This is a genomic window from Mycolicibacterium chlorophenolicum (genome assembly GCF_001044235.1).
GTDB classification, from domain to species: Bacteria; Actinomycetota; Actinomycetes; order Mycobacteriales; family Mycobacteriaceae; genus Mycobacterium; species Mycobacterium chlorophenolicum.
This window is the reverse complement of sequence record NZ_JYNL01000064.1, coordinates 119388-141966: the sequence shown is the minus strand read 5'-3', so window position 1 is coordinate 141966 and position 22579 is coordinate 119388. Positions and strand designations below refer to the sequence as shown.

25 protein-coding genes are annotated in these 22579 nt (G+C 69.5%); 6 read left to right on the top strand and 19 right to left on the bottom strand.

The window, feature by feature from the left end:
* Position 1: 1 nt before the first annotated feature.
* Positions 2–298 carry a hypothetical protein gene (locus tag MCHLDSM_RS22935; protein ID WP_048472162.1) on the bottom strand — a complete coding sequence of 99 codons (297 nt, stop codon included), beginning with the start codon at positions 296–298 and terminating at the stop codon, positions 2–4.
* A gap of 15 nt (positions 299–313) precedes the next feature.
* Positions 314–2026 carry a sensor domain-containing protein gene (locus tag MCHLDSM_RS22930; protein WP_131722682.1) on the bottom strand — a complete coding sequence of 571 codons (1713 nt, stop codon included), beginning with the start codon at positions 2024–2026 and terminating at the stop codon, positions 314–316.
* A 175-nt stretch (positions 2027–2201) separates the two neighbouring features.
* Here MCHLDSM_RS22930 and MCHLDSM_RS22925 point away from each other — a divergent pair, with 175 nt between their 5' ends.
* Positions 2202–3227, top strand: a complete 1026-nt coding sequence (locus MCHLDSM_RS22925) for an NAD(P)H-dependent amine dehydrogenase family protein (protein ID WP_048472881.1) — start codon at positions 2202–2204, stop codon at positions 3225–3227.
* Here the strand turns inward: MCHLDSM_RS22925 and MCHLDSM_RS22920 are convergent.
* The gene (locus MCHLDSM_RS22920; protein ID WP_048472160.1) at positions 3218–3595 is read right to left on the bottom strand and encodes a hypothetical protein; all 378 of its coding nucleotides are present in this window, start codon (positions 3593–3595) and stop codon (positions 3218–3220) included. The two genes, MCHLDSM_RS22925 and MCHLDSM_RS22920, sit on opposite strands and share 10 nt — an antisense overlap.
* Positions 3596–3686: 91 nt before the next feature.
* Here MCHLDSM_RS22920 and MCHLDSM_RS22915 point away from each other — a divergent pair, with 91 nt between their 5' ends.
* Complete coding sequence (locus MCHLDSM_RS22915; RefSeq protein ID WP_048472159.1) at positions 3687–4031, top strand: DUF732 domain-containing protein; 345 nt, start codon at positions 3687–3689, stop codon at positions 4029–4031.
* Here the strand turns inward: MCHLDSM_RS22915 and MCHLDSM_RS22910 are convergent.
* A complete protein-coding gene (locus MCHLDSM_RS22910; RefSeq protein WP_048472158.1) occupies positions 4028–4489 on the bottom strand; it encodes a lipoprotein LpqH in 462 nt (153 codons plus the stop codon). The genes MCHLDSM_RS22915 and MCHLDSM_RS22910 overlap by 4 nt on opposite strands.
* 124 nt (positions 4490–4613) lie before the next feature.
* On the opposite strand from MCHLDSM_RS22910, the gene MCHLDSM_RS22905 reads away from it, so the two are divergent.
* Complete coding sequence (locus tag MCHLDSM_RS22905) at positions 4614–5525, top strand: haloalkane dehalogenase (RefSeq protein WP_048472157.1); 912 nt, start codon at positions 4614–4616, stop codon at positions 5523–5525.
* Here MCHLDSM_RS22905 and MCHLDSM_RS22900 read toward each other — a convergent pair.
* Complete coding sequence (locus tag MCHLDSM_RS22900) at positions 5509–5952, bottom strand: lipoprotein LpqH (protein ID WP_048472880.1); 444 nt, start codon at positions 5950–5952, stop codon at positions 5509–5511. The genes MCHLDSM_RS22905 and MCHLDSM_RS22900 overlap by 17 nt on opposite strands.
* Before the next feature lie 57 nt (positions 5953–6009).
* Between MCHLDSM_RS22900 and tgt the strand changes: the two genes are divergently transcribed.
* A complete protein-coding gene (gene tgt, locus MCHLDSM_RS22895; RefSeq protein ID WP_048472156.1) occupies positions 6010–7245 on the top strand; it encodes a tRNA guanosine(34) transglycosylase Tgt in 1236 nt (411 codons plus the stop codon).
* 4 nt (positions 7246–7249) lie between these two features.
* Positions 7250–8464 (top strand): cytochrome P450, encoded by a 1215-nt coding sequence (locus tag MCHLDSM_RS22890; RefSeq protein ID WP_048472155.1) that lies wholly within the window; start codon positions 7250–7252, stop codon positions 8462–8464.
* A gap of 6 nt (positions 8465–8470) precedes the next feature.
* On the opposite strand, the gene MCHLDSM_RS22885 is transcribed toward MCHLDSM_RS22890, so the two are convergent.
* Genes MCHLDSM_RS22885 through MCHLDSM_RS22815 form a run of 14 tightly spaced genes read right to left on the bottom strand, consistent with a single transcriptional unit; the run spans position 8471 to position 20839 of the window.
* Entirely contained in the window at positions 8471–9832 is a 1362-nt protein-coding gene (locus MCHLDSM_RS22885) for a flavin monoamine oxidase family protein (RefSeq protein ID WP_048472154.1), read from the bottom strand.
* A gap of 25 nt (positions 9833–9857) precedes the next feature.
* Positions 9858–10637 carry an amino acid ABC transporter ATP-binding protein gene (locus tag MCHLDSM_RS22880; RefSeq protein WP_048472153.1) on the bottom strand — a complete coding sequence of 260 codons (780 nt, stop codon included), beginning with the start codon at positions 10635–10637 and terminating at the stop codon, positions 9858–9860.
* Positions 10634–12106, bottom strand: a complete 1473-nt coding sequence (locus MCHLDSM_RS36575; protein WP_201780400.1) for an ABC transporter permease subunit — start codon at positions 12104–12106, stop codon at positions 10634–10636. Before MCHLDSM_RS36575 ends, MCHLDSM_RS22880 begins: the two co-directional genes overlap by 4 nt.
* A gap of 45 nt (positions 12107–12151) precedes the next feature.
* Positions 12152–13036 (bottom strand): tRNA glutamyl-Q(34) synthetase GluQRS, encoded by an 885-nt coding sequence (gene gluQRS, locus MCHLDSM_RS22865; RefSeq protein ID WP_082169034.1) that lies wholly within the window; start codon positions 13034–13036, stop codon positions 12152–12154.
* 12 nt (positions 13037–13048) lie between these two features.
* Complete coding sequence (locus MCHLDSM_RS22860; protein ID WP_048472152.1) at positions 13049–13825, bottom strand: GntR family transcriptional regulator; 777 nt, start codon at positions 13823–13825, stop codon at positions 13049–13051.
* Between the two features lie 54 nt (positions 13826–13879).
* Positions 13880–14659 carry a 3-oxoacyl-ACP reductase FabG gene (gene fabG / locus MCHLDSM_RS22855; RefSeq protein WP_048472151.1) on the bottom strand — a complete coding sequence of 260 codons (780 nt, stop codon included), beginning with the start codon at positions 14657–14659 and terminating at the stop codon, positions 13880–13882.
* 22 nt (positions 14660–14681) lie between these two features.
* The gene (locus MCHLDSM_RS22850; protein ID WP_048472150.1) at positions 14682–15677 is read right to left on the bottom strand and encodes a phosphotransferase enzyme family protein; all 996 of its coding nucleotides are present in this window, start codon (positions 15675–15677) and stop codon (positions 14682–14684) included.
* Entirely contained in the window at positions 15674–16327 is a 654-nt protein-coding gene (locus MCHLDSM_RS22845; RefSeq protein ID WP_048420068.1) for a microcompartment protein, read from the bottom strand. The genes MCHLDSM_RS22850 and MCHLDSM_RS22845 overlap by 4 nt, the downstream gene beginning before the upstream one ends.
* Before the next feature lie 9 nt (positions 16328–16336).
* On the bottom strand, positions 16337–16618 hold the full coding sequence (locus MCHLDSM_RS22840; protein WP_043413363.1) for a BMC domain-containing protein: 282 nt from the start codon (positions 16616–16618) through the stop codon (positions 16337–16339).
* A 54-nt stretch (positions 16619–16672) separates the two neighbouring features.
* Positions 16673–16918, bottom strand: a complete 246-nt coding sequence (locus MCHLDSM_RS22835) for a EutN/CcmL family microcompartment protein (RefSeq protein WP_048472149.1) — start codon at positions 16916–16918, stop codon at positions 16673–16675.
* A complete protein-coding gene (locus MCHLDSM_RS22830; RefSeq protein WP_048472148.1) occupies positions 16915–17403 on the bottom strand; it encodes a hypothetical protein in 489 nt (162 codons plus the stop codon). Before MCHLDSM_RS22830 ends, MCHLDSM_RS22835 begins: the two co-directional genes overlap by 4 nt.
* A complete protein-coding gene (locus tag MCHLDSM_RS22825) occupies positions 17400–18005 on the bottom strand; it encodes a BMC domain-containing protein (protein WP_048472147.1) in 606 nt (201 codons plus the stop codon). Before MCHLDSM_RS22825 ends, MCHLDSM_RS22830 begins: the two co-directional genes overlap by 4 nt.
* A 3-nt stretch (positions 18006–18008) precedes the next feature.
* Positions 18009–19562 (bottom strand): aldehyde dehydrogenase family protein, encoded by a 1554-nt coding sequence (locus tag MCHLDSM_RS22820; RefSeq protein WP_048472146.1) that lies wholly within the window; start codon positions 19560–19562, stop codon positions 18009–18011.
* Between the two features lie 2 nt (positions 19563–19564).
* The gene (locus MCHLDSM_RS22815) at positions 19565–20839 is read right to left on the bottom strand and encodes a class-III pyridoxal-phosphate-dependent aminotransferase (protein WP_048472145.1); all 1275 of its coding nucleotides are present in this window, start codon (positions 20837–20839) and stop codon (positions 19565–19567) included.
* 195 nt (positions 20840–21034) lie between these two features.
* Between MCHLDSM_RS22815 and MCHLDSM_RS22810 the strand changes: the two genes are divergently transcribed.
* Positions 21035–22573, top strand: coding sequence for an APC family permease (locus MCHLDSM_RS22810; protein WP_048472144.1), 1539 nt, complete (start codon positions 21035–21037; stop codon positions 22571–22573).
* The last annotated feature ends 6 nt before the right edge of the window (positions 22574–22579 follow it).

The window sequence follows — 22579 nt, the reverse complement described above, 5'->3', positions numbered from 1 at the left end:
TTCACTCGTCGTCGGGAACGGTGTAGAAGGACTCGCCGTCCTCGGGGGTCCCGTCGATCTGCCCGAGGGTGCGGCGGTCGGGTCGCACCTCGTCGGGCGCGCCGGCAGGCAGCACGTCGGGCACCTCGGCGGCCAGCTTCTCGTCGAGGGTCTCGTCCTCTTCGGCCTCGATCCACTCGTCGGGCGGATCGACGACGGTGTCGCCGTCGTCGTTGCGCACCTCGTCGGAGTCGAGGGACTCGCTCGGTCCGAGGGTGTTGTCGGGGCCTGCGTCGTCGTAGTCGCCGTCACTGTCCATGCCCGAAAGTCTGCCCTACGCCGACGAGCACTGATGGTCACCTGCGGATGTCAGGTGCGTGACCACCCCGCGGCCGGCCTGTTTTGCCCGGTACATGGCGCGATCGGCCGACGTCATCAGGTTTCGGCGGTCCTCGCCGCTGCCGGTGGTGACCCCGACGCTCGCCGAGATGGTGATCGTCAGCGCGCCCACCGTGAACGGGGTCGCCAGCGCCTCGACGATGCGCTCGGCGATGCCCACCGCCGTCCGGTGGTCCGGCAGGCGCAGGCACAGCACCACGAACTCGTCCCCGCCCATCCGGGCCGCGAAGTCCTGCGGGCGGATCGAGCCACGGATGCGGTCGGCGACGATGGTCAACAACTCGTCGCCGACCTCGTGGCCATGGGTGTCGTTGACGGTCTTGAAGTCGTCGAGGTCGATGAACAGCAGACCGTTGCAGTCCTCCAGCTCCCCGTCGTCGTGGGTCGACGCCAGGTGCGCGTCGAACGCGACCCTGTTGGCCAGTCCGGTCAGCGGATCGTGGGTCGCGGCGTGGCGGAGTTCATCGTAGGCGAGGCGACGGGCCGTGACGTCCTGGAGGTGGATCAACAGGCGGGCGCCGTCATCGGTGTCGCCGCGCAGCACCATCGTGGTGCGGTGCCCCCACATCGCCGTACCGTCCGGACGCAGATACCGGCATTCCGACTCGTGCGCCGTCAGCGCACCGCTGAGCAGCTGCGCACTGCCGTCCGGGCAGGTGTCGTCCGGGTGGACGAACTCGTCGACGCGGTGCCCGAGAAGCTGATCGGACGCGCAACCGAGCATCGAGCACAGCGCTTCGTTGACCTGTTCGAGGACCCCGGTGCCGTCCGACACCGCGATGCCGATCGGTGAGTTGGCCACCACCGACTGCACGAGCTGCACGGCCGCATCCCGATCCTGTTCGGCCTTCACCCGCGCCGTCACGTCCCGCCACGAGGTGCGCAACTGGGCCGGTGCCCCGTCCGCATCGCGCACCAGCTGCCCGGCGACCTCCATCGACCGGTAGCGGCCGTCGCTGTGCCGCATGCGCACCAGCATCGGCGCCGGCGCCGCCGCGGCGGGATCGAACCACTCGGTGGCTCGTGCCGTCGACTCGTCGTCGGGGTGCATGAACGCGTACGCGGTCCGGCCCACGAGGTCTTCGGGCGAATACCCGAGGATCGTCTGCACGGCCGGCGACACCCACAGGAACGTCGTGTCGACGAGCTGCCAGGCGACGACGTCGGGAGCGTGGTCGACCAGGAAGCGGTACAGCCGCTCGGATTCGGCCAGCCGGAGCTCGGTGGCCTGCTGACCGGACACCACGGCGAAGCGCACCACCACGTTGCGGGCGGCGCCGTCGACGACGTTGAACGGCACGCTGTCCACCCGCAGCCAGACATGTTCGCCGGCGCGGTCGCGGCCGGGACGGTGCACGCCGAGCACCGCGCCGCGCACCGGTCGGCCGGTCGCGAGGGCCTGAAGCGCGGGATGGTCCTGCGGCCGGAGCGCCACGCCGTGCACGTCGACCGCGGCCCACCGGGGGTCCGCCGAGTCCCGGCCCAGCATCTGAGCCAGCGACAGCCCCAGGATGTCCTCGGCTTCAGGGGTGGCCGCCTCGATGACGCCGTCTGCGGACTGCACGACCAGTCCGGCCACGTCGCCGGGTCCGACCGTCAGTCCCACCGCCCCTGCTGCCGCCACGGCGCGTGCCGCCTCGTCAGTCACCCTTACTGAGTACACCCCGGACCGCCTCCGCGTTTCGTTGACACCGCAATGACGTGCCGGCGACGGTGATTTGTCATCGGTCCGTAAGAACCTGCCGGCCGCGGGTGCCGGCGGTGCTACCGTCCGCGGGGTGTATCGGGTGATCCAGTGGGGCACAGGCGCTGTCGGGACCGAGATGCTGACCGCGATCCTCGATCGACGTCGCGACGATCTGCACCTCGTCGGGGCCCGGGTCTACTCCGAGGACAAGAACGGCGTCGACGTCGGCGTCCTGGCCGGACGGGACCCGGTCGGTGTCGCGGCCACCACCGACGTCGACGAGATCCTCGCGGTGGACGCCGACTGCGTGCTCTACACGCCGCGCACCGCGCGGGTCGACGACGTGTGCGCGCTGCTGGCCAGCGGCAAGAACGTCGCCACGACCGCCTTCATGTTCCATCCGCGCCGCATGGCGCCGGCCGACCGGGACCGGGTGCTCGCCGCCTGCGAACGGGGCGGCACCTCCGTGCACGGCAGCGGGCTGAACCCCGGCAATCTGTCCGGAGTGCTTCCGCTGGCGTTGTCGGGCATGAGCCGGCGGATCGAGAAGATCACGCTGTGCGAACGAGCCGACTGGTCGGTCTACGAGAGCACCGGAATCACGTTCGACAACATGGCTTTCGGGCAGCCGGTCGAATCGATCAGTCCGACGGCCACGGAGTTCCTGGCGTTCAACAGCTCGATCTTCGTCGAGCAGGTGTGGATGATCGGTGACGCGCTCGGAGCGGACCTCGACGATGTCACCGCGACCGTGGAAGCCGTTGCCGCACAACAGGAGCACCAGATCTTCGAGCACCGGCTGGACGCGGGCACCACCGCCGGTCAGCGCTGGAACTGGGTCGGCCGCCGCGCCGGTGTGCCCCGCGTCGAGATCGAGACGCTGTGGACGGTCGGTGGCGAGTACCCCGGCCACTGGCCCAGCCCCCGGCACGGCTGGACGCTGACGATCGAGGGCGACCCGTCGATGCAGGCGCACTTCGTCTCGCTGGCCAGCTTCAGCCGTCCGGCGAGCATGGCCGAGCACGTGCGGTCGGCGAACGTGGCCACCGCCATGCAGGTGCTCAACGCCGTGCCCGAGATCTGCCGGGCCCCGGTCGGTTTCGCGACGACGGCCACGCTGCCGCTGGTCCGCAACGCGCGGGCCTTCGACACTCAGCCGTAGAACATCACCCAGTAGTCGGCAGTCCACGCGCCGCCGGAGCACTTCAGTGGCACGCCGTCGGGCGTCTGCGCCACGCCCGTCGCGTCGCCGCAGGGGGAGCGCAGCAGGCGCACCCCGGTCAGGGGCGGCGACGACACCCACGCTCCCTTCGAGCTGCACGCCAGCGTGTTGCCGCCGGCGTCCAGGCCGAAGTTGTACCGGGTGCCCTGGTTGCACTCACCGCCGGCATGGACACCCCGGTCCACGTACGGAACACAGCCCGCGTCGTCGCACGCCCCGGGGGACGCCGCGGCGGAGCCGACACCGAGTCCCAGCAACGGAGCGACGAGCAGACCACCCGCGAACGCGACCACACCACTGCGCTTCATGGGCACGAGCCTAGAGCGTCGCCCCGCGATCATGAGCGGAGTTTGCCGGCATTGCCGCGACATCGGCCCGCAGCGCGTAGGGTGACCGACCATGAAGGCGCTGGTGGGTGCGGTGACGGGGGTGGTGCTCGGGGTGGGCGCGCTAGTCGGCCCGGCCCCGGCCGGCGCCGACACGGTGGCCTACCTGGTGAACGTCACGGTGCGGCCGGGGTACAACTTCCCCAACGCCGACGCCGCGCTCGGCTACGGACACAGCATCTGCGACCGGGTGGCGGCGAAGACGAGCTACGCCGATCTGGTCAACCAGGTGAAGGCCGACTTCCGCACCGCCGACTACTACCAGGGCGCCTACCTGATCAATCAGGCCGTCAACGAACTGTGCCCCGCGCAGATCTGGCAGCTGCGGCAGTCGGCCGCCGGCTACATCCCCAGCTAGGGGCAGCTCACCTCGATCTCGAACGGCTTGTTGACCGGCTGCATCGGGTTGGCCATGTCGACGCCCGTGGCGGTGCCGGAGATCTTGTAGGTCTTGTCGTTCTTCTCGACCTTGGCTTCGCCCTGTCCGGCGCCACTCTGGTAGCCCAGCGTCACGCCGTTGACGTTGCCCAGGCCCACCGACACCACCGAGGGGCTGTCGCCGGAGCTGACGACGGCGCCGATCCCGGTGCTGGCGTTGCCGATCGCGATGTTCGTGTTGCCGCCCATGTCCGAGCACACGACGTTGCCCTGGATCTCCTGATCTTTGCCGTCGATGGTGACGGTGGTCTTGCCCTGGGCTGCGGCGGCCGACGAGGTCTCCCCAGAGGTCTCGGACTTCTTCTCCGAGGAACAGCCCGACAGGCCGGCGATGATGATCGCTGCGCCGCCGACGGCGACCAGGATTTCACGCTTCACCACGGTTCTCCTTTTGTGTCGTGTGATCCGTCAACACCGGCGGATCATCTCCAGCAGTATGGGTGGCGCCCTCGCCCGGGTTAGCCAAATTACGAAAATGTGACGAGCGCGGAAGGTGGCTGAGATGAAGACGTTGCGAACACCGGAGGACCGCTTCGCCGATCTGCCCGGCTTCGGCTACCCGCCGCGCTACGCCGACATCCCCGACGGTGACGGCGCCACCCTGCGCATCGCATGGGTGGAGGACGGGCCCGCCGACGGCGACCCGGTGCTGATGTTGCACGGCGAGCCGACGTGGTCCTACCTGTACCGACGGATGATCCCGATCCTCGCCGCGGCCGGGCACCGCGTCGTCTGCCCCGACCTCGTCGGCTTCGGCCGGTCCGACAAGCCCACCGAGGTCGAGGACCACAGCTACGCCCGCCACGTCGGGTGGATCCGCGCTCTCGTCGTCGACGTACTCGGGCTGCGGGGCGCCACGCTGGTGGGCCAGGACTGGGGCGGGCTGATCGGGCTGCGCGTGGCCGCCGAGAACCCGGACGTGTTCGCGCGCATCGTCGTCGCCAACACGGGGCTGCCGACCGGCGACCACCCGATGCCCGAGGTCTGGTGGAACTTCCGGCGGTCGGTGGAGGCGAACCCGCAGTTGCGTGTCAGCGACTACCTTCGCGCCGGCTGCGTGCGCCCGGTCGACGACACCGTGTGCGCGGCCTACGACGCACCGTTCCCCGACCCGACCTATCTGGCCGGTCCGCGGGCGATGCCCCTGCTGGTCCCCACCACCCCCGACGATCCGGCCTCGGAGGCCAACCGCGCGGCGTGGAAGGCGCTGACCGGCAGGACGACGCCGGTGCTGGTGGCGTTCAGCGACGGCGACCCGATCACCGGCGCGATGGCGCCGATCTTCTCCGCGGCACTGCCCGGCGCGGCCGGGGTGGAGCACCCGGTGATCGGCGAGGCCGGTCACTTCCTCCAGGAGGACGCCGGCGAGGAACTCGCGGCGGCGATCGTCGCGTTCCTCAGCAGGACACCCTGATCGCGAAGGTGCCCGACGTGCGGAAGCTCGGGTTGTCGGTGGCGAAACCGTCCGCGGTGCCCGTGATGTCGTAGGTGCGGCCGCTCATCGTCACCGCAGCCTTCCCGCCGAGCCCTTCGTTGTAGCTGCCGGTGAACCCGCCGAGGTCGCGGATCCCGACCGCGCGCACCGTCAGCGCGTCGGCGTTCGACACCACGGCCGAGACGCCGCTGCCGGCGTCGCCGGTGCTGATCGTCATCATCGTGCCCGCGGGTGTGCACTGCACGGCTTCGGTGGTGCCGACGTCCTGACCGTTGACGGTCACCTGCGCGGTGCCCGCCACGAGTTGGTCGGCCGGCGGTCGATAGTCCGGCGGCGACGACGAACAGCCGGCCACCGCCGCGAGGGCTGCTGCGCCCACCATGGCGGCCGAGGCTCGTCGGATCATCACAATGGGAGAATCTACGACGTGGCGGCCCCCGATATCAGCGATCCGTTCTTTCGAGTGGAGGCAGAGCTGCCCGGGAGCCTGGGCCGCGCCGGTGTGATCAACACGCCGCACGGGGACATCGCCACCCCGGCGTTCATCGCGGTCGGCACCCAGGCCACCGTCAAGGCGGTACTGCCGGATTCCATGAAACAGCTTGGTGCACAAGCCATCCTGGCGAACGCCTATCACCTCTACCTGCAGCCCGGGCCCGACATCGTCGAGGAGGCCGGCGGGCTGGGCGCGTTCATGAACTGGCCGGGGCCCACCTTCACCGACAGCGGCGGATTCCAGGTGATGTCGCTGGGCGTCGGGTTCAAGAAGGTGCTGGCGATGGACACCGCCCGGGTGCAGGCCGACGACGTCATCGCCGACGGCAAGGAGCGGCTCGCTCATGTCGACGACGACGGGGTGACGTTCCGGTCGCATCTGAACGGGTCGACGCACCGGTTCACCCCCGAGGTGTCGATCGGGATCCAGCATCAACTCGGTGCCGACATCATCTTCGCGTTCGACGAGCTCACCACGCTGGTGAACACCCGCGGCTACCAGGAGAGGTCGGTGCAGCGCACCCACGAGTGGGCGGTGCGCTGCCTGGCCGAGCACCGCCGGCTCGCCGCGCTGCGGCCGGACAGGCCGGCACAGGCGCTGTTCGGGGTGGTGCAGGGCGCCCAGTACGAGGACCTGCGGCGGCAGGCCGCGCGCGGCCTGACCGAGATCGTCGACGCGCACGGGAACGGCTTCGACGGCTACGGCATCGGGGGCGCGCTGGAGAAGCAGAACCTGGCCACCATCGTCGGCTGGGTCAGCAGCGAGCTGCCCGCCGACAAACCGCGCCACCTGCTGGGCATCAGCGAGCCCGACGATCTGTTCGCCGCCGTCGCCGCGGGCGCGGACACCTTCGACTGCGTGTCGCCGTCGCGGGTGGCGCGCAACGCCGCGGTGTACACCCACACCGGCCGGTTCAACATCACCGGATCGCGCTACCGCCGGGACTTCACCCCGATCGACCCCGAGTGCGACTGCTACACCTGCGCCCACTACACCCGCGCCTACCTGCACCATCTGTTCAAGGCCAAGGAGATCCTGGCCTCGACGCTGGCCACGATCCACAACGAGCGCTTCGTCGTCCGTCTCGTCGACGACATCCGCGCGGCGATCCTCGCCGGCCGGTTCGACGACCTGCGCGACCACGTGCTGGGCCGGTACTACGGTGTCTCCGAGGCGACCTCCGCACCATCCTCCGCACAATAGGGAGATGACCACCGCGACGGCGCAGGCACTGCTGATGCAGCTGCTCGATCCGGCCCACCGCGCCGATCCGTACCCGCTGTACGGCGCGATCCGGGAGCGCGGCCCGCTGCAGCTGCCCGACAACAACCTGACGGTGTTCTCCTCCTACGCCGACTGCGACGAGGTGCTGCGCCATCCGGCGGCCTGCAGCGACCGGCTCAAGTCCACGGTCGCGCAGCGGGCGATCGCCCAGGGCGCCGCGCCCCGCCCGCTCGGGCCGCCCGGCTTCCTGTTCCTCGACCCGCCCGACCACACCCGGTTGCGCCGCCTGGTGAGCAAGGCGTTCGTCCCGAAGGTGGTCAAGGCGCTCGAACCCGACATCGCCGGGCTGGTGGACACCCTGCTCGACGAGGCGGCGAGCCCGTTCGACGCGATCAGCGGGTTGGCCTACCCGCTACCCGTCGCGGTGATCTGCCGTCTGCTCGGTGTGCCGGTCGAGGACGAACCCCGCTTCCGCGCGGCGTCGGGACTGCTCGCCCAGTCGCTCGACCCGTTCCTCACCATCACCGGGGCGGCCGGCGACGGCGTCGAGAAACGGCTGCAGGCCGGTCTGTGGCTGCGGGACTACCTGCGCGAGCTGATCGCCCGCCGACGACGCGAGCCGGGCGAGGACCTGATGTCGGCCCTGATCGGTGTGGAGGAGTCCGGGGACGTCCTGACCGAGGACGAGATCGTCGCGACGTGCAACCTGCTGCTGGTCGCCGGCCACGAGACCACGGTCAACCTCATCGCCAACGCGATCCTGGCGCTGCTGCGCCACCCCGCCCAGTGGGCGGCGCTGGCCGCCGACCCCGGCCGCGCCGCCGTGGTGATCGAGGAGACGTTGCGCCACGACCCGCCGGTGCAGCTGATCGGCCGCGTCGCGGGGGAGGACATGACGATCGGTGGTGTGCGAATTCCGCAGGGGGACAACATGTTGCTGCTGCTGGCCGCCGCCCATCGCGATCCCGAGACGGTCGAGCGGCCCGATGAGTTCGACCCGGACCGGCCGGCGATCCGCCACCTCGGGTTCGGCAAGGGGCCGCACTTCTGCATCGGCGCGCCGCTGGCCCGGCTGGAGGCCACCGCGGCGCTGACCGCGTTGACGGCGCGCTTTCCCGGCGCGAGCCTGGCGGCCGACCCCGGCTACAAGCCCAACGTCACGCTGCGGGGCATGACGGAGTTGCCGATCACGTTGTGACGCAGGCTAGCTCAGCGCCTCGATCACTTCCCGGGCGGCGCGCTCACCGGCCTCGACCGCACCCTCCATGTAGGCGCTCCACTGCGTCGCGGTGTCGGTGGACGCCCAGTGGATGACGCCGATGGGTTCGGCGAGGGCGGATCCGTAGGTCGTCCACACCAGCGGCCCGCAGTTCGCGTTGTAGCAGCCGCGGGTCCATTGACGGCTGCCCCACTCGCCGTCGACGTAGGCCACCGGACGGGCGGCCTTGTCCCCGTAGTGGCGTACCAGTTCCGCGGTGAGCGCGGCCCGCCGCTCCTCCTGCGACCAGTGGCCGTGGGTGCGCGCCTGCTCGCCCTCGAGGAACATCAGGATCACCCCGTGGTCGTCACCGGGCAGGCAGGTGTCGTTGGACATCCGGGCGGGACCGACGTCGGAGATCAGCTGCCCGTTCAAACCGTCTGTCCGCCAGAAGGGTTCGTCGTAGACGAAGAACGCCTTCATCGCCGCGGAGTTCGGCATCCGCTGGGTGAGCTGGTCGCGGTAGCCGGACAGCGGCGGGTCGTACATGATGCGCCCGGCCAGCATCGGGGAGATCGCGACGATGACGCGCCGCCCGCGGGCGACCCGCCCGCCGCGGCACCGCACGGTCACGCTGTCGGCGGTGTGCTCGATCTCCTGCACGGGCGCGTCGAGAACCAGATGGCTTTCGACCAGCGCCGCCAACCGGTTCGGGATCTCGGCGGTGCCGCCGACGAAGCGGGTGGTCTGCGCGCCGCCCTCGGACTCGGCGAACAGTTCGGCCGTGACGCCGCATGTCTGGATCGTGAACAGCAGGTGCAGGAACGACACCTCGACGGTCGGCACCGCGAGGATCCCCACGGTGCAGATCTCGAGCAGCGTCCGGGCGACCGGGGACAGGCCCTGCCCGTCGTACCAGGCGCCCGCCGTGATCGCGTCCCACTCCTCGGCGCGCGGCGCCCGCCACGGCGCCTCCGGCGGTACCTCGGCCGCGAGTTCGTCGAGCAGTCGCAGCACCTTCGTGAGCTCGGTCAGCTCGTTGCCGAAGCGGCGGTGAAAGTCGTTCTGCCGCAGCACCGGCGCCCCGGCCAGCTCGTAGGACGTCTCGCCCTCGTCGTACTGCGGGTAGGTCTCGACGCCGAGTTCGTCTGCCAGCGCGAACATCCGATGATGGGTGTCGCCGATCCACTGGGCACCGATCTCGACGGGCAGGCCGGGCAGCACCTCCTCGGTGAGGATCCGCCCGCCCACCCGCTCGTCGGCTTCCAGGATCAGCGGGGTCAGACCCGCCGCGAGGACGGTGCGGGCCGCGATCAGCCCGGAGATGCCGGCACCGACGATGATGACGTCCGCCTCGTGTGCTGCCATGCAGCACACCCTCTCACGGGGCCCGCTACAGCGGGTTGAGAATTCTCTGCAGGAACTGCCGGGTGCGCTCGTGCTGCGGATCGCCGATCACCGCTGCGGGCGGGCCCTGCTCGAGGATCACCCCCTGGTCGGTGAACAGCACCTGGTCGGAAACGCCCCGGGCGAACTGGATCTCGTGGGTGACGATCACCAGGGTCCAGCCCTCGACGGCCAGATCGCGGATGACGGCGAGGACCTCACCGACCAGCTCGGGGTCCAGCGCGGAGGTCGGTTCGTCGAACAGGACCACCTTCGGTCTCATCGCCAGCGCGCGGGCGATGCCGACGCGCTGCTGCTGGCCGCCGGACAGCTGGAACGGGTACTGGTCCCGCTTGTCGGCCAGCCCGACCTGTTCGAGCAGCTGCGCCGCCTCGGCCTCGGCCTCCTCGCGGGGCCGCTTCTGGGCGATCACCGGTCCTTCGGTGACGTTCTGCAGGACCGTCTTGTGCGGGAACAGGTTGTGCGACTGGAACACGAAGCCGCTCTGCGCCCGGTATCGCCGGAGCTGATCCTTGGTGACGGGGCCGGAGAAGTCGATCTCGACGTCACCGACCGCGATGACGCCCGCATCGGGGGTGTCGAGGGCGTTCAATGCCCGCAGCAGCGTGGTCTTCCCCGACCCGGACGGACCGATGATCGTGGTCGCCGAGCCGCGGGGCACGGTGAACGAGACGCCCTTGAGCACCTCGAGCGGCCCGAAGGACTTGCGCACGCCGTCGGCGACGATCCGGTTCTCGGGGTGGTCAGGGGTGGGCTGCTCGGTCACTTCGCCACATACCTCTCCAGTCGGCGTTCGATCCGGGCCTGACCGAACGACAGCACCAGGCAGATCACCCAGTAGTACACGGCCGCCGTGCCGTACAGGGCGAAGAACTCGAACGTGGGTGCCGCGATGATCTGCGCCTGTCGCAGGAGTTCGGTCACCAGGATCGTCGACGCCAGGGAGGTGTCTTTGACCAGCGAGATCAACGTGTTCGACAGCGGCGGCACGGCCACCCGGGCGGCCTGGGGCAGGATGATCCGGCGCAGCGTGCCCGTGTAATCCAGCCCGATGGTCTGCGCGGCCTCCCACTGGCCCTTCGGGATGCTCTGGATCGCCGATCGGATGATCTCGGCGGCATAGCCACCGACGTTGAGCGAGAACGCGATCACCGCGGCGGGGAACGGATCGATCCTCACCCCGAACTGCGGCAGCGCGAAGAACACGATGAACAGCTGCACCAGCAGCGGCGTCCCGCGGATCACCGAGATGTAGAACCGGGCGACGTTGCTCGCGACGATGTTCGACGACAGTCGCGCCAGCGCCACCGCCAGCGCGATCACCAGTCCGAGCGCGAAGCTGATCACGGTGAGCGGGATCGTCATCGTCAGCGCGGCCCGGGCCAGCGGCCAGAGGTTCTCGCCGATCAGTTGCCACGTCGATCGCGGCGGTGCCGAACCGGCCGCCTCGGGGGCGCCGGAGGCGTTGGCGTTGAGGTACTTCTGCGAGATCTGGGCCAGGGTGCCGTCGGCGCGCAGTTCGTCGAGCGCGGCGTTCAGTTCGGGCAGCAGCCCGCTGTCCTTGCGGGCGGCGAAACCCTGCTCGCTCTTCTCGCCGACGGTGCCGGCGATCTTGACCGAGGAGTCCTTGGTCTCGGCGAGATAGGCGTACACCGCGATGCTGTCGTTGATCACGACGTCGACGCGGCCCTGGCTGAGCAGCGTGATCGCCTGCGTGAAGCCCTCGACCGACTCGACGCGGGCGCCGGCCTTGCGGGCGACCTCCGACCAGTTGCTGGTCGCGTTCTCGGCCGCGACCTTGCCCTTGAGGTCGTCCAGCGAGGTGATGGAGTTGTCGTCCGCGCGGGTGACGATCACGCCCTCGCCGATCGAATATGGCTGGGAGAGATCGTATTTGGCCTTGCGCTCGTCGTTGATCGTCACTTCGTTGGCGACCACGTCGAACCGGTTGGCCTCCAGGGCGGCGAACATCGAGTCCCACGGTGTCTCGACGAACTCCACGGTGACGCCGATCTTGTCGGCGACGGCGCGGGCCACGTCGACGTCGTAGCCGACGAGCTGGCCCGTCGCGGCGTCGTGGTAGGAGAACGGGGAGTAGACGCCCTCGGTGCCGACGCGCAGGACGCCGGCGGATTTGATGGGGGTGTCACCCCCGCCGGAGGAGCCGGCGCAGCCGGCGAGGATCAGCGCCGCGAGGAGGAGGATCGCCGGCAGCGTGCGGCGTAGTCGATGCACCGGCCGCACGCTAGCAACACCGGCCGACGATCAGAAGGGTTCTGCTCACCCGGGCAGGTATACCCACGGGCCGCGGGGCAGACGCGCCGGATCGAATTCCGGCAGCATCCCCTCCACCGTGTGCGCGGAGAACCCCAGCGAGTCCGCGATCTGGGCCAGCGCCCGGTCCACCCCGATCTCGGCCAGGGTCACCGCCCCGTCCCGCTTGGCCAGCCGTGCGCCGTCGGCATTGAGGACCAGCGGCACGTGCGCATAGATCGGCTCCGGGTGCCCGAGCAGCCGCGCGAGGTACGCCTGGCGCGGCGATGAGGACAGCAGGTCGTCGCCGCGCACCACCTGGTCGATGCCCGAGGCGGCGTCGTCGACGACCACCGCGAGGTTGTAGGCCGGCACCCCGTCGCCGCGGCGCACCACGAAGTCGTCCACCAGACCGGTGTAGTCACCGTGCAGCACGTCGTGCACGGTGTGGGTCGACGTGTCGGTGCGCAGGCGCAGGGCCGGCGGGCGTCCCGTCTCGGCGCGCCGTCGTGCACGCTCGGTGTCGGTGAGGTCGCGGCACGTTCCTGGGTAGGCTCCCTCGGGGGCGTGGGGAGCGCGCGGCGCCTGCGCGATATCCCTTCTCGTGCAATAGCATTCGTACAGCATCCCGCGGTCGATCAGCGTGTCCACCACGGTGTCGTAGCGCTGCGGGTGATCGGTCTGGCGGGTGGCCGGCTCGTCCCAGGTGACGCCGAGCGCGGCCAGGTCGGCGAGTTGGCGGTCGGCGATGTCGGTGTGGGTGCGGTCGTCGAGGTCCTCCACGCGCATCAGGAAGCGCCGGCCCGTGGAGCGGGCGAACAGCCAGGCCAGCACCGCGGTGCGCAGGTTGCCGATGTGCAGATCCGCCGACGGGCTCGGCGCGAACCGGCCTGCGCCGCCTGCGATCGTCACGAACCCACTCTGTCAGACCGCCCGCCGCCCCTGACTCTGCAGCGCGACAGAGGCCTCCGCCACCGACGCGGCCACGCCGATTCCGCGCCCCTGGGCGGTGACGGCCAGCCGGGTGCGGTCGCCGCGGAACAGGTCGCGGGAGAACTCGCACGGGGTGTCGTGCTGGTCGTAGGCGATCCGCGTGATCAGCAGCAGCGCGGACTTCGGTTTGATGCCCAGCAGCGTGGCTTCCTCGGGCGTCGCGTTGACCGCTTCAATGCGTTCGTCGGCGCGGGCGGCGACCAGTCCGTACTGCGTCTCCAGGATCTCGTAGAGCGAGCCGCCGAGTTGCTGTTCCAGCAGACCGGGGAACGCGTCGGCGGGAAACTGCGCCAACTCCAGCGAGATCGGCGACCCGTCGGCGAGCCGGACCCGCTGGATCTCGATGACGAAGTCGTCGGCGGCCAGGCCGAGCGCGTTCTGGGTGGTGGCGTCGGGCGCGCCGATCTTGGTCGACAGCACCCGGGTGCCCGCGACGTAGCCCTGGCTGGCCAGGAACGCGGGCACCCCGACGACGTCAGAGAGGCTGCGCTGCACCTGGGCGTGGCTGATGAAGATCCCGCCGGCCCGGCCGATCACCCGGTCGATGAGACCTGCCTCCTCCAGCGCGGCGAGCACCTGGCGCAGGCTCGAGCGGCTGGTGCGGTACCGCTCGGCCAGTTCCCGCTCGCTGCCCAGCTTGGCGCCGGGGACGCCGGCGTTGATGTCGGCCACGATCCGGCGCCGCAGGTCCTCGGTTTGCGTGGGCACCGGACCTCCTGGGCTCATGGCAATTGGTACGACCAAATTCAGGGTACGTGTCCGTCAGAGGTCGGCAAGCGCCTCGGCCGATTCGGGCAGGATCTGGCCACCGTCGACGATCAGTGACTGGCCGGTGATGAAGGCGGCTTCATCGGTGGCGAAGAACAGCGCGGCGTTGCCGACGTCGGCGACGGTGCCGAGGGTGCCCGTGGGGATCGCGGCCTTCATCTGGTTCATGTACTGCTCGCCCATCTCGACCAGACCCTCGGTCAGGATGTTGCCCGGCAGGACCGCGTTGACGGTGATCTTCTTGCGCGCCAGTTCGATCGCCGCGGTGCGCAGGAACCCCAGTTGCGCGGCCTTACTGGCGCCGTAGTGCGACCAGCCGGGAAAGCCGGTGACGGGCCCGGTGATCGAGGACGTGATGATGACGCGGCCGTGGCCGCTGGCGGTCAGCGCGTCGATCGCGGCCTGCACGATGTAGAAGGTGCCCTTGACGTTGGTCCCGAGGACCTGGTCGAGATCTTCGGGGGTCATGTCGGCCAGCGACGCCGACGGGAAGATGCCGGCGTTGGCGCACACGATGTCGAGTCCGCCGTTGCGTTCGGTCGCGGTGGCCACCACGCGCCGGCAGTCCTCGGGGCTGGCCACCTCGGCGGCCACGCCGGTGACGGTGCCGGCCAGCCCCGCCAGATCCGCCACCGTGCGCTCGATGTCGGACTCGGTGCGCCCGGTGATGACGACGTTGATGCCGGCTCGCGCGAAGGTCTCGGCGATCCCGCGTCCGATGCCCTTGCTGCCGCCGGTGACGATGGCCGAGCGGCCCTGCAACGAGGTGAACATGACGAACCTTTCGGTGGATGATTCAGGCGGTCAGCAGGTGACCGTCGGAGGACAGGTACCGCTCGGCGAGCGTGCAGCTGCCCGCGGCGTAGGTGACGGAAATGGCCTGCGATTCCCGGGAATGGCTGTGTGTGCCCATCCAGGCCAGCAGCAGCAGCCGCCGCAGCAGCACGAACGAGGCCAGCATGTCCTCGTCGGCCGCGGCCAGCTCGCGGCGGGTGCGGTACCCGGTGACCCAGGCATCCTGCCATTCCGGCACCGACGGGTGGTCTTCGAAGAACGACACGGCCGTTCCGAAATCGTAGAAGTACCAGCCGAATCCGCAGTCGTCGAAGTCGATGACCGTGATGGTGTTCCCGTCGACGAGCAGGTTGGCCAGCCGCAGGTCTGCGTGAACGAGACCGAACGTGTCACTGCCCGTGCCGTATTCGGCGAGCCGGCGGCCCAGCAGCTGCTCGGCGCGGCCAAGCACCTGCGCCTCGTGCTCGCCGACGCCGACCGCGTCGCGCCAGCGGCCCCAGCGCGGGGACGCCCCCAGGCTGTGTTCCCAGTCCCAGGCGAACCGGCTGAAGGCCGGCGGGCGCCGCCAGCTGCGGGCGTGGTCGTGCAGCGCCGCGGTGATGGACCCCAGCGTGTGGAAGTCCGTGCTCGTCAGCGTGTTCTCGTCGGGTTCGGCGCCGGGCACCATCTCGAAGTGCACCACATGACGCTCGGCGCCGTCGTGGTCGACGGTGACCACGCGGCGGCCGTCGTGCGCCGGGATCACGGTCGGCACGGTGATGTCGCTCTCGCGGCGCAGCGCGTCGAGCCACATCAGCTCCGACTCGATCTGGTCGACCCGGTGGTAGTTCTTGCGGTGCACCCGCAGGATGGACCGGTGCCCGCAGCCGGGCTCCTCGACGGCGTAGGTGGCGTTCTCAGACAGGTTGAGCAGTCGCAGCGCCGAGCCCTGGGGCAGGTCGAACGCCTCGAGCGCTTTCTCCGCCACCGCGCGGTCGTCGCCGACGTCGCCGCTCAATGGTCCCGCCCCTCGATCGACTCCAGCACCGTGGTGATCGCATCACGTGCAGTCACCACATCGGCGGTGCTGCCGCTGATGTAGAGGCGGCCCGCGGCGCCGATCATCTGGACGTCGACCAGTGTCAGCCCCGGTGCGGCGCGCTCGGCCTCGTTGGCCGCCACCGCCGCGAACAGTGCGGGCGTCATCTCGTACACCAGCAGCGACTGGCCGGGTAGCACCATCGACGCCTGCCGGTTGCGGTTGAGGATCACCGCGTGCTGATCGGTGATGTCAGCGATGACGTCGTGGTAGAGCACCCGCGGCCGCAGTTGGTCGGCCGCGGAGTTCTTTGTGCCGTTCAGGATCGCCTCGCCGGCCCGTCGCACGTCCTCGAGATCGCTGGAATGGATCTCGAGCACCCCGAACTGGCGCTCCACGTACAGGATTCCGGGCTGGATACCCGGAACCTCCCGCAGCGCCAGATCGATGACCCGCTCGATCGCCAGCGCCGGGGACACCTCGACGATGAGGGCGTGCTCCCCGGCGTACGGCGGATAGCCGCGTGCCCGCGTGGGCGTGCCGAGGTAGGCGGCGAACTGCTGCTGCAGGTCCTCGACGAGCAGGTAGACGCGGATGTCGGTCCGTGTCGGTGCGTCCGTGACGGCCATCTCGCGAGACTACTGGGCGGAGACGGAGAAGTGCGCGCCGAGCTCGCTGTGCGGGCGCGGGATGACGTGCACGCTGATGAGTTCTCCGACCTGCGAGGCGGATTCGGCGCCCGCCTCGGTCGCGGCCTTGACGGCGCCGACCTCACCGGTGACGATGACGGCCACCAGACCGTCACCGACCTGCTGGCGATCGGTGATCGTCACGTTGGCGGCCTTGACCATCGCGTCGGCAGCGGCGAGCGCCGCGACGTAACCCTTGGTCTCGATCATTCCGATCGCGTTGCTGGCCATGGTTTCTCCTTTTGTGTCGGTTGACTACAGGTTGTCGGGCCGGATACCGGGTGGCTATCCGCTTGCGTCGATGGAGCCGATGATCAGTGCGTCGACAGGCGGCGGGGTGCCGGTGAACCAGCTCGCCGCCACGGAGCCCTGGGTGACGAGAACGTGCTCGCCGACACCGCTGCCCAGCACGTCGAATGCGACGAGCCGGGACCCGGAGCCGTCGACCTCCACTTCCAGGAAGGCCCCGGCCGGGATGCCGTCGATGCGGCGGGTCGACCAGACCTGGCCGACGACCGTGCCACGAATCATGTGCGCTCCTTGTGGATCGTCACGCCCAGTGCGCGGGCGCGCTCGCGGGCCAGGGGGGTCAGCACGGCCCGTGGGCCGAGCACCAGGGCCGCGCCGGACGCGGCGATGTCGGCGATCTGCCGTTCGGTGACCGCGCCGCGTTCGACGCGTCGGCTGCTGCCGGGCCCCGGCCGGCCGGTGCCGGCGAGCCGGAACGACAGCCGGCCCTGCCGCAGGTCGGCGCGGGTCTTCGGATTCTCGAACAGCCGCAGCAGGTTTCGGACGAACACGTCGAGATCCCGGTCGGAGGCGATCCGCACGGTGTCGACCCGCGACCTCTCGTCGGCGGCCAGCGGCCCGGTCGCGACGGGGCCCACCGGGGCCGGCGGAGGGGGAGCCGGCGGAGGGGGAGCCGTCGCGACCGGGGCCGGGTTGGAGAGGTCGCCCACGGCCTCGCGGACGACCTCACGGACCAGTTGCCGCAGCGCGTCGCGATCGATGCTCACGGCACGCTCCGGGCCAGTGCCTCCTCGGCCGCTGAGGCGGCCTGGCGGATGTCGGATTCGCTGCCGGACAGGTACACCCGGCCGGTCGCGCCGATCATCCGGAAGTCGACGACCTTGATGTCGGCGGCCTTCTCGGCCTCGTTGGTCGCCAGGATCGCGTAGGACGCGGGGGACACCTCGAGGACGTAGAGGGTCTCGCCGGCCAGCACCATCGATCCGATCTTGTTGCGATTGATCAGGAATGCGTGCTGGGCGTCGATGCTGGAGATGATGCGCGAGGCCAGGATCTGCGGCGGGGTCGCAGAGCCGGGGTCCCGGTCGAGTTCGGCGAGCGCGGCGTCGGCGGCGGCCTGCACCGCGTCGGTGTCACCGTGGAACTCCAGGTAGCCGAACTGGCGCTCCACCACCAGAATGCCGGCCTGGACCTCGGCGTGCTTGACCGCGACGTCGGTGACGCCCTCGATGTCCAGACCCGGGGCCACCTCGATGATCTGTGCGGCGACACCGGCGCGCGGCAGGGCGCCCTTGATCCAGGTGCCCAGATACGACATCGTCTGCGGCTGGAGCCGATCGATGAAGATGAACGAACGCAGTTCAGCCACGGGTCACCGCCTGATCAGTTGAGCGAGTTCTTCGGCCACCAGCGCACGCAGCTCGGCGCGCAGCGCCTCGATCCCCGGATCGGCGGCACGGCGAGCAGCGGGTCTGCCGGCGGGCGCCGGCGGCGCGGACGCGGAGTCGTTGGACGCCCGCGGGTAAGCGGGCACCGGCCCGTCGGGTGAGCGCCACGGCGACAGGCCGGCGAAGTTCGGCATCGTCACGCCGGCGTCGGCGTTGTAGGCGATCCGCGTCCAGTTCATCAGGTTCTCGGGCTGCAGGTTCTCCCCGATCGAACTGCGCCCGACGAAGCCGGTGCCGATCGTCATCGACGGAGCGAGGTTGGTCTCCAGACCCGAACTGCCGGTGCTGTTCCCGACGTTGACCGACACGCGCAGCACCGGCACGGTGGCGGCGAACTCGGTGATCACCGAGGCGTCCTCGCTGTGGATGGCCGCCGAGTGGCCGGCCCCGGCGATGCGCACCACCGCGCGGGCGGCGCGGATGCCGCGCGGCGCGTCGGCGACGGCGGTCATCCCCAGCACCGGGCTGAGCTTCTCGTGCGTCAGCACCTCCTCGCCGACGACGTCGGTGAACGGGGCGATGAGCACCCGGGTCTTGGGAGTGACCCGCACACCGAGGCGCTCGGCGATCCACGCCGCGTCCCGGCCGACGACGTCGGTGTTGAGCTGGCCCTCGGGAAACATGAACTCCCGCAGGCGCTGTGTCGCGTCGGCATCCAAGATGTGCGCGCCGTGACGGGTGAGCGCCGAGGTGAGCTTCGCGGCGATGGCGTCCTCGGCGATCAGCACCGACTCGTTGGTGCACAGCACCGAATTGTCGAAGGCCTTGCTGGCGACGATCCGGCGGGCGGCGGCGTCGACGTCGGCGCTCGCGTCGACGAAGACGGGCACGTTGCCCGGTCCGACGCCGAGGGCCGGGTTGCCCGAGGAGTAGGCGGCCCGTACCACCGCGGTGCCGCCGGTGGCGACGATGACATCGGTGCGCTCGTCGGACATCATCGCCTCGATCAGCGGCAGCGAGGGATCCTCGATCACCGACACGATGCCGTCGGGCGCACCGGCCGCGACGGCCGCATCGGCAAGCACCCGGGCCGCGTCGGCTGAGCACTGGCGCGCCCTGGGGTGCGGGGCGACCACCACGGCGTTTCGGGTCATCAGCGCGAGGAGCACCTTGAAGTACACCGTGGCAACGGGATTGGTGGTGGGGCACAGCGCCAGCACCACACCCGCCGGGCGGGGGATCTCGACGATCTTGCGGGCGGTGTCGATCCGGGGCGACACGTAGTCCTGGCCCCGGTAGAAGTCGACGATGCCGCGCGAGCAGGCGCGGTTCTTGACGACCTTGTCCTCGACCACACCCATCTGCGTCTCGGCGACGGCGGCCGCGGCGAAGCGCTCGGCGTTGCGGTGGCCGGCGTCGGCCACCGCGTCGACGATGCGCGCGACCGCCGCGTGGTCGTACTCGCCGTAGGCTGCCGCGGCGAAGCGCGCCCGCTCGAGCAGCTGGCCGGCGTGGGGTACCGCACTTGTGCTGGTCACTGCTATCTCCGTCCGGTCGCGGCCAGCTTCGCCCGTCCCACGGCCACCTCGACGCGGTCGAGCACGTCCTCGCAGAGGTCACGGTTGAGCAGCAGGCCCGGTTTGAATTGCAGGACACGGGGATCCAGGGTCGAGAAGATCGCCCACACGCCGTTCTGGTAGAGCTCGCGCATCACGAACTTCGCGCCCTCGGGATGATCGAACTCCAGACCGATCACCACCCCGTTCTGGCGGATGCCGACGAACCACTCGGGGTGGTCGGCCTGGATGCGGGACAGGCCGCGGGCGAAGATGTCGGCGATGTAGTGCACCGACGAGCGGACCTCGGGCCTGCTGGTGATCTCCAACGTCTTGATGGCGGCGACGCAGCCGAGCTCGGCGCCGCCGAAGGTGGAGATGTGGCCGAACCCGTCCTGTTCGAGCCACTGCGCGGCGCGGTCGCTGAGCAGGGCCGCGGTGATCGGGTACATGCCGCCGGAGAGTCCCTTGCCGGTGACCATGATGTCGGGTTCGATGCCGTGCTTGGTGATCGCCCACATCTCACCGGTGCGCATCAGGCCGGTCTGCACCTCGTCGGCGATGTACAGCGCGTCGTAACGCACGCACAGATCCTTGACCGCCTCGAGGTAACCCACAGGGGGAAGGGGGAATCCGTAGGTGGCCGGGATCGTCTCCATGATCACCGCCGCGACGTCGCGACCGCGCAGCGCCTGCTCCATCGCGTCGGTGTCGCCGAACGGCACCTGGACGAACTCGTCGGGCCGGTCGGCCAGGAACAATTTGGCGAAACGGTCGTCGCCGGTGGCGACGGCGAGGCCGGTGTGTCCGTGGTAGGCCTTGACGATCGAGACGATCTTGCGTCGCTGCATGGCGTGGCGGGCGCTCTTGAGCGCGATGTCGATGGCCTCGCCGCCGCCGGACCCGAAGGCCACCTTGCTCAGCGACGCCGGGGCGGACTCGATGAGCTTCTGCGCCAGTGCGGTGCGGGCGACCGAGGGGAAGTGGTGGTTGCCGACGTCGAAGTACTGCATGCCTTCGGTGATCGCCTGCACCAGTTCGGGATTGCGGTGGCCGAGGTTGTAGGTCCCGCCGTTGAGGTGCATGTCGATCAGCCGGCGCCCGCTCATGTCCCACAGGAAGTAGTCCTGCCGGCGGTCGATCACCAGGTCGACTCCGGAGTCGGTCCAGAACTGCGTCTTGTCCGGGTTCCAGTACTCCTTGGCGCGTTCGAGCACCTGTGCCTTGGAATCGAACGAGAACGTGCCGTAGTCGTACACGGGACTCCCTGTCGTGAGCTCGGCCGGGTGTGACCAAAAGCTAAACGGTAGGACCATTTATGTCAACAGCGACCAATTGGGTCTTGCGCAGACCTATTGGTAGTGCCAATATGGCTGAGGTTTACCCATTGTGGTCTATACCACAGTGACCGGCCTCCGTGAGCTGGTCCTCCTTCATCCGGAAGGTGTTCGTCAATGACAGAAGACTCCGCAACCGTGGCCCCGCGCCCGACCACCACCGACTCCGTGCAACGGCTCAAGCGCAACGCCGTCGGCACGTTCGGGGTGATCTTCATGGCCGTGGCGACCGCCGCGCCGATCACCGCGATGGTCGGCAACGTGCCGATCGCCGTCGGTTTCGGCAACGGTGCGCACGCACCGGCCGGCTATCTGGTCGCCACGATCGTGCTGGGCCTGTTCGCGATCGGTTACGCGACGATGGCCAAGCACATCACCTCCACCGGCGCGTTCTACGGCTACATCTCGCACGGCCTGGGCCGCGTCATCGGGATGGCCAGCGGGCTGATCATCACGATGGCCTACATCGTGTTCGAGGGCTCGCTGATCGGCATCTTCGCGTTCTTCTTCCAGAACCTGTTCGACAGTCAGTTCGGCATCCACGTCCACTGGCTGATCCCGGCCCTGCTGATGCTCGCGTTGAACTGCATCCTGACCTACTTCGACGTCAACCTGACCGCGAAGGTGCTCGGCGTCTTCCTGATCACCGAGATCGTCATGCTCTCCCTCGGTGCGCTCGCCGTCGCCGTGAAGGGCGGCGGCCCCGACGGTTTCGCGGTCGGGCAGATCCTCAACCCGGTCGGCGCCTTCCAGCCCGCCGCCATCGCGGGCGCCAGTGCCGGACTCGGCCTGTTCTTCGCGTTCTGGTCGTGGGTGGGCTTCGAGTCGACCGCGATGTACGGCGAGGAGTCCAAGGACCCGAAGAAGATCATCCCGCGCGCCACCATGATCGCGGTGCTCGGCGTCGGCATCTTCTACATCTTCGTGTCCTGGATGGCGATCGCCGGCACCGGCCCGCAGAAGTCGATCGAGCTCGCGCAGAGTGCCGACACCAGCTCCGAGATCTTCTTCGGCCCGGTGCGCAGCACCTACGGCGAGTGGGCCATCACGCTGTTCAACATCCTGCTGGTGACCGGATCGTTCGCGTGCGGCATGGCGTTCCACAACTGCGCGTCGCGCTACCTGTACGCCATGGGCCGTGAAGGGCTGCACGAAGGCCTGCAGAAGACGCTGGGCGCCACCCACAAGCACCACGGATCGCCGCACATCGCGTCGTTCGTGCAGACGGGGATCACGCTGGTGCTGATCCTGGCGTTCTTCGTCGCCGGCATGGACCCCTACATCCACATGTACACACTGCTCGCGATCCTGGGCACGATGGCGATCCTGATCGTGCAGGCGCTGTGCGCCTTCTCCGTCGTCGCGTACTTCCACTTCCACAAGAACCACCCCTCCAGCGCGCACTGGTTCAAGACGTTCCTGGCTCCGCTGATCGGCGGGATCGGCATGCTCTACGTCGTGTACCTGCTGTGGGAACACAAAGACGCGGCGGCCGGCGCCGCATCCGGCACGTTGCTGTTCAAGCTGACACCATGGATCGTGGTCGGACTGTTCGCGCTCGGGGCGGCCATGGCGCTGTACTTCAAGTTCAGGGACCCGGGCCGGTACGAGCTGATCGGCCGGATCGTGTACGAGGACAACGAAGTACGGGACTGACAGTCC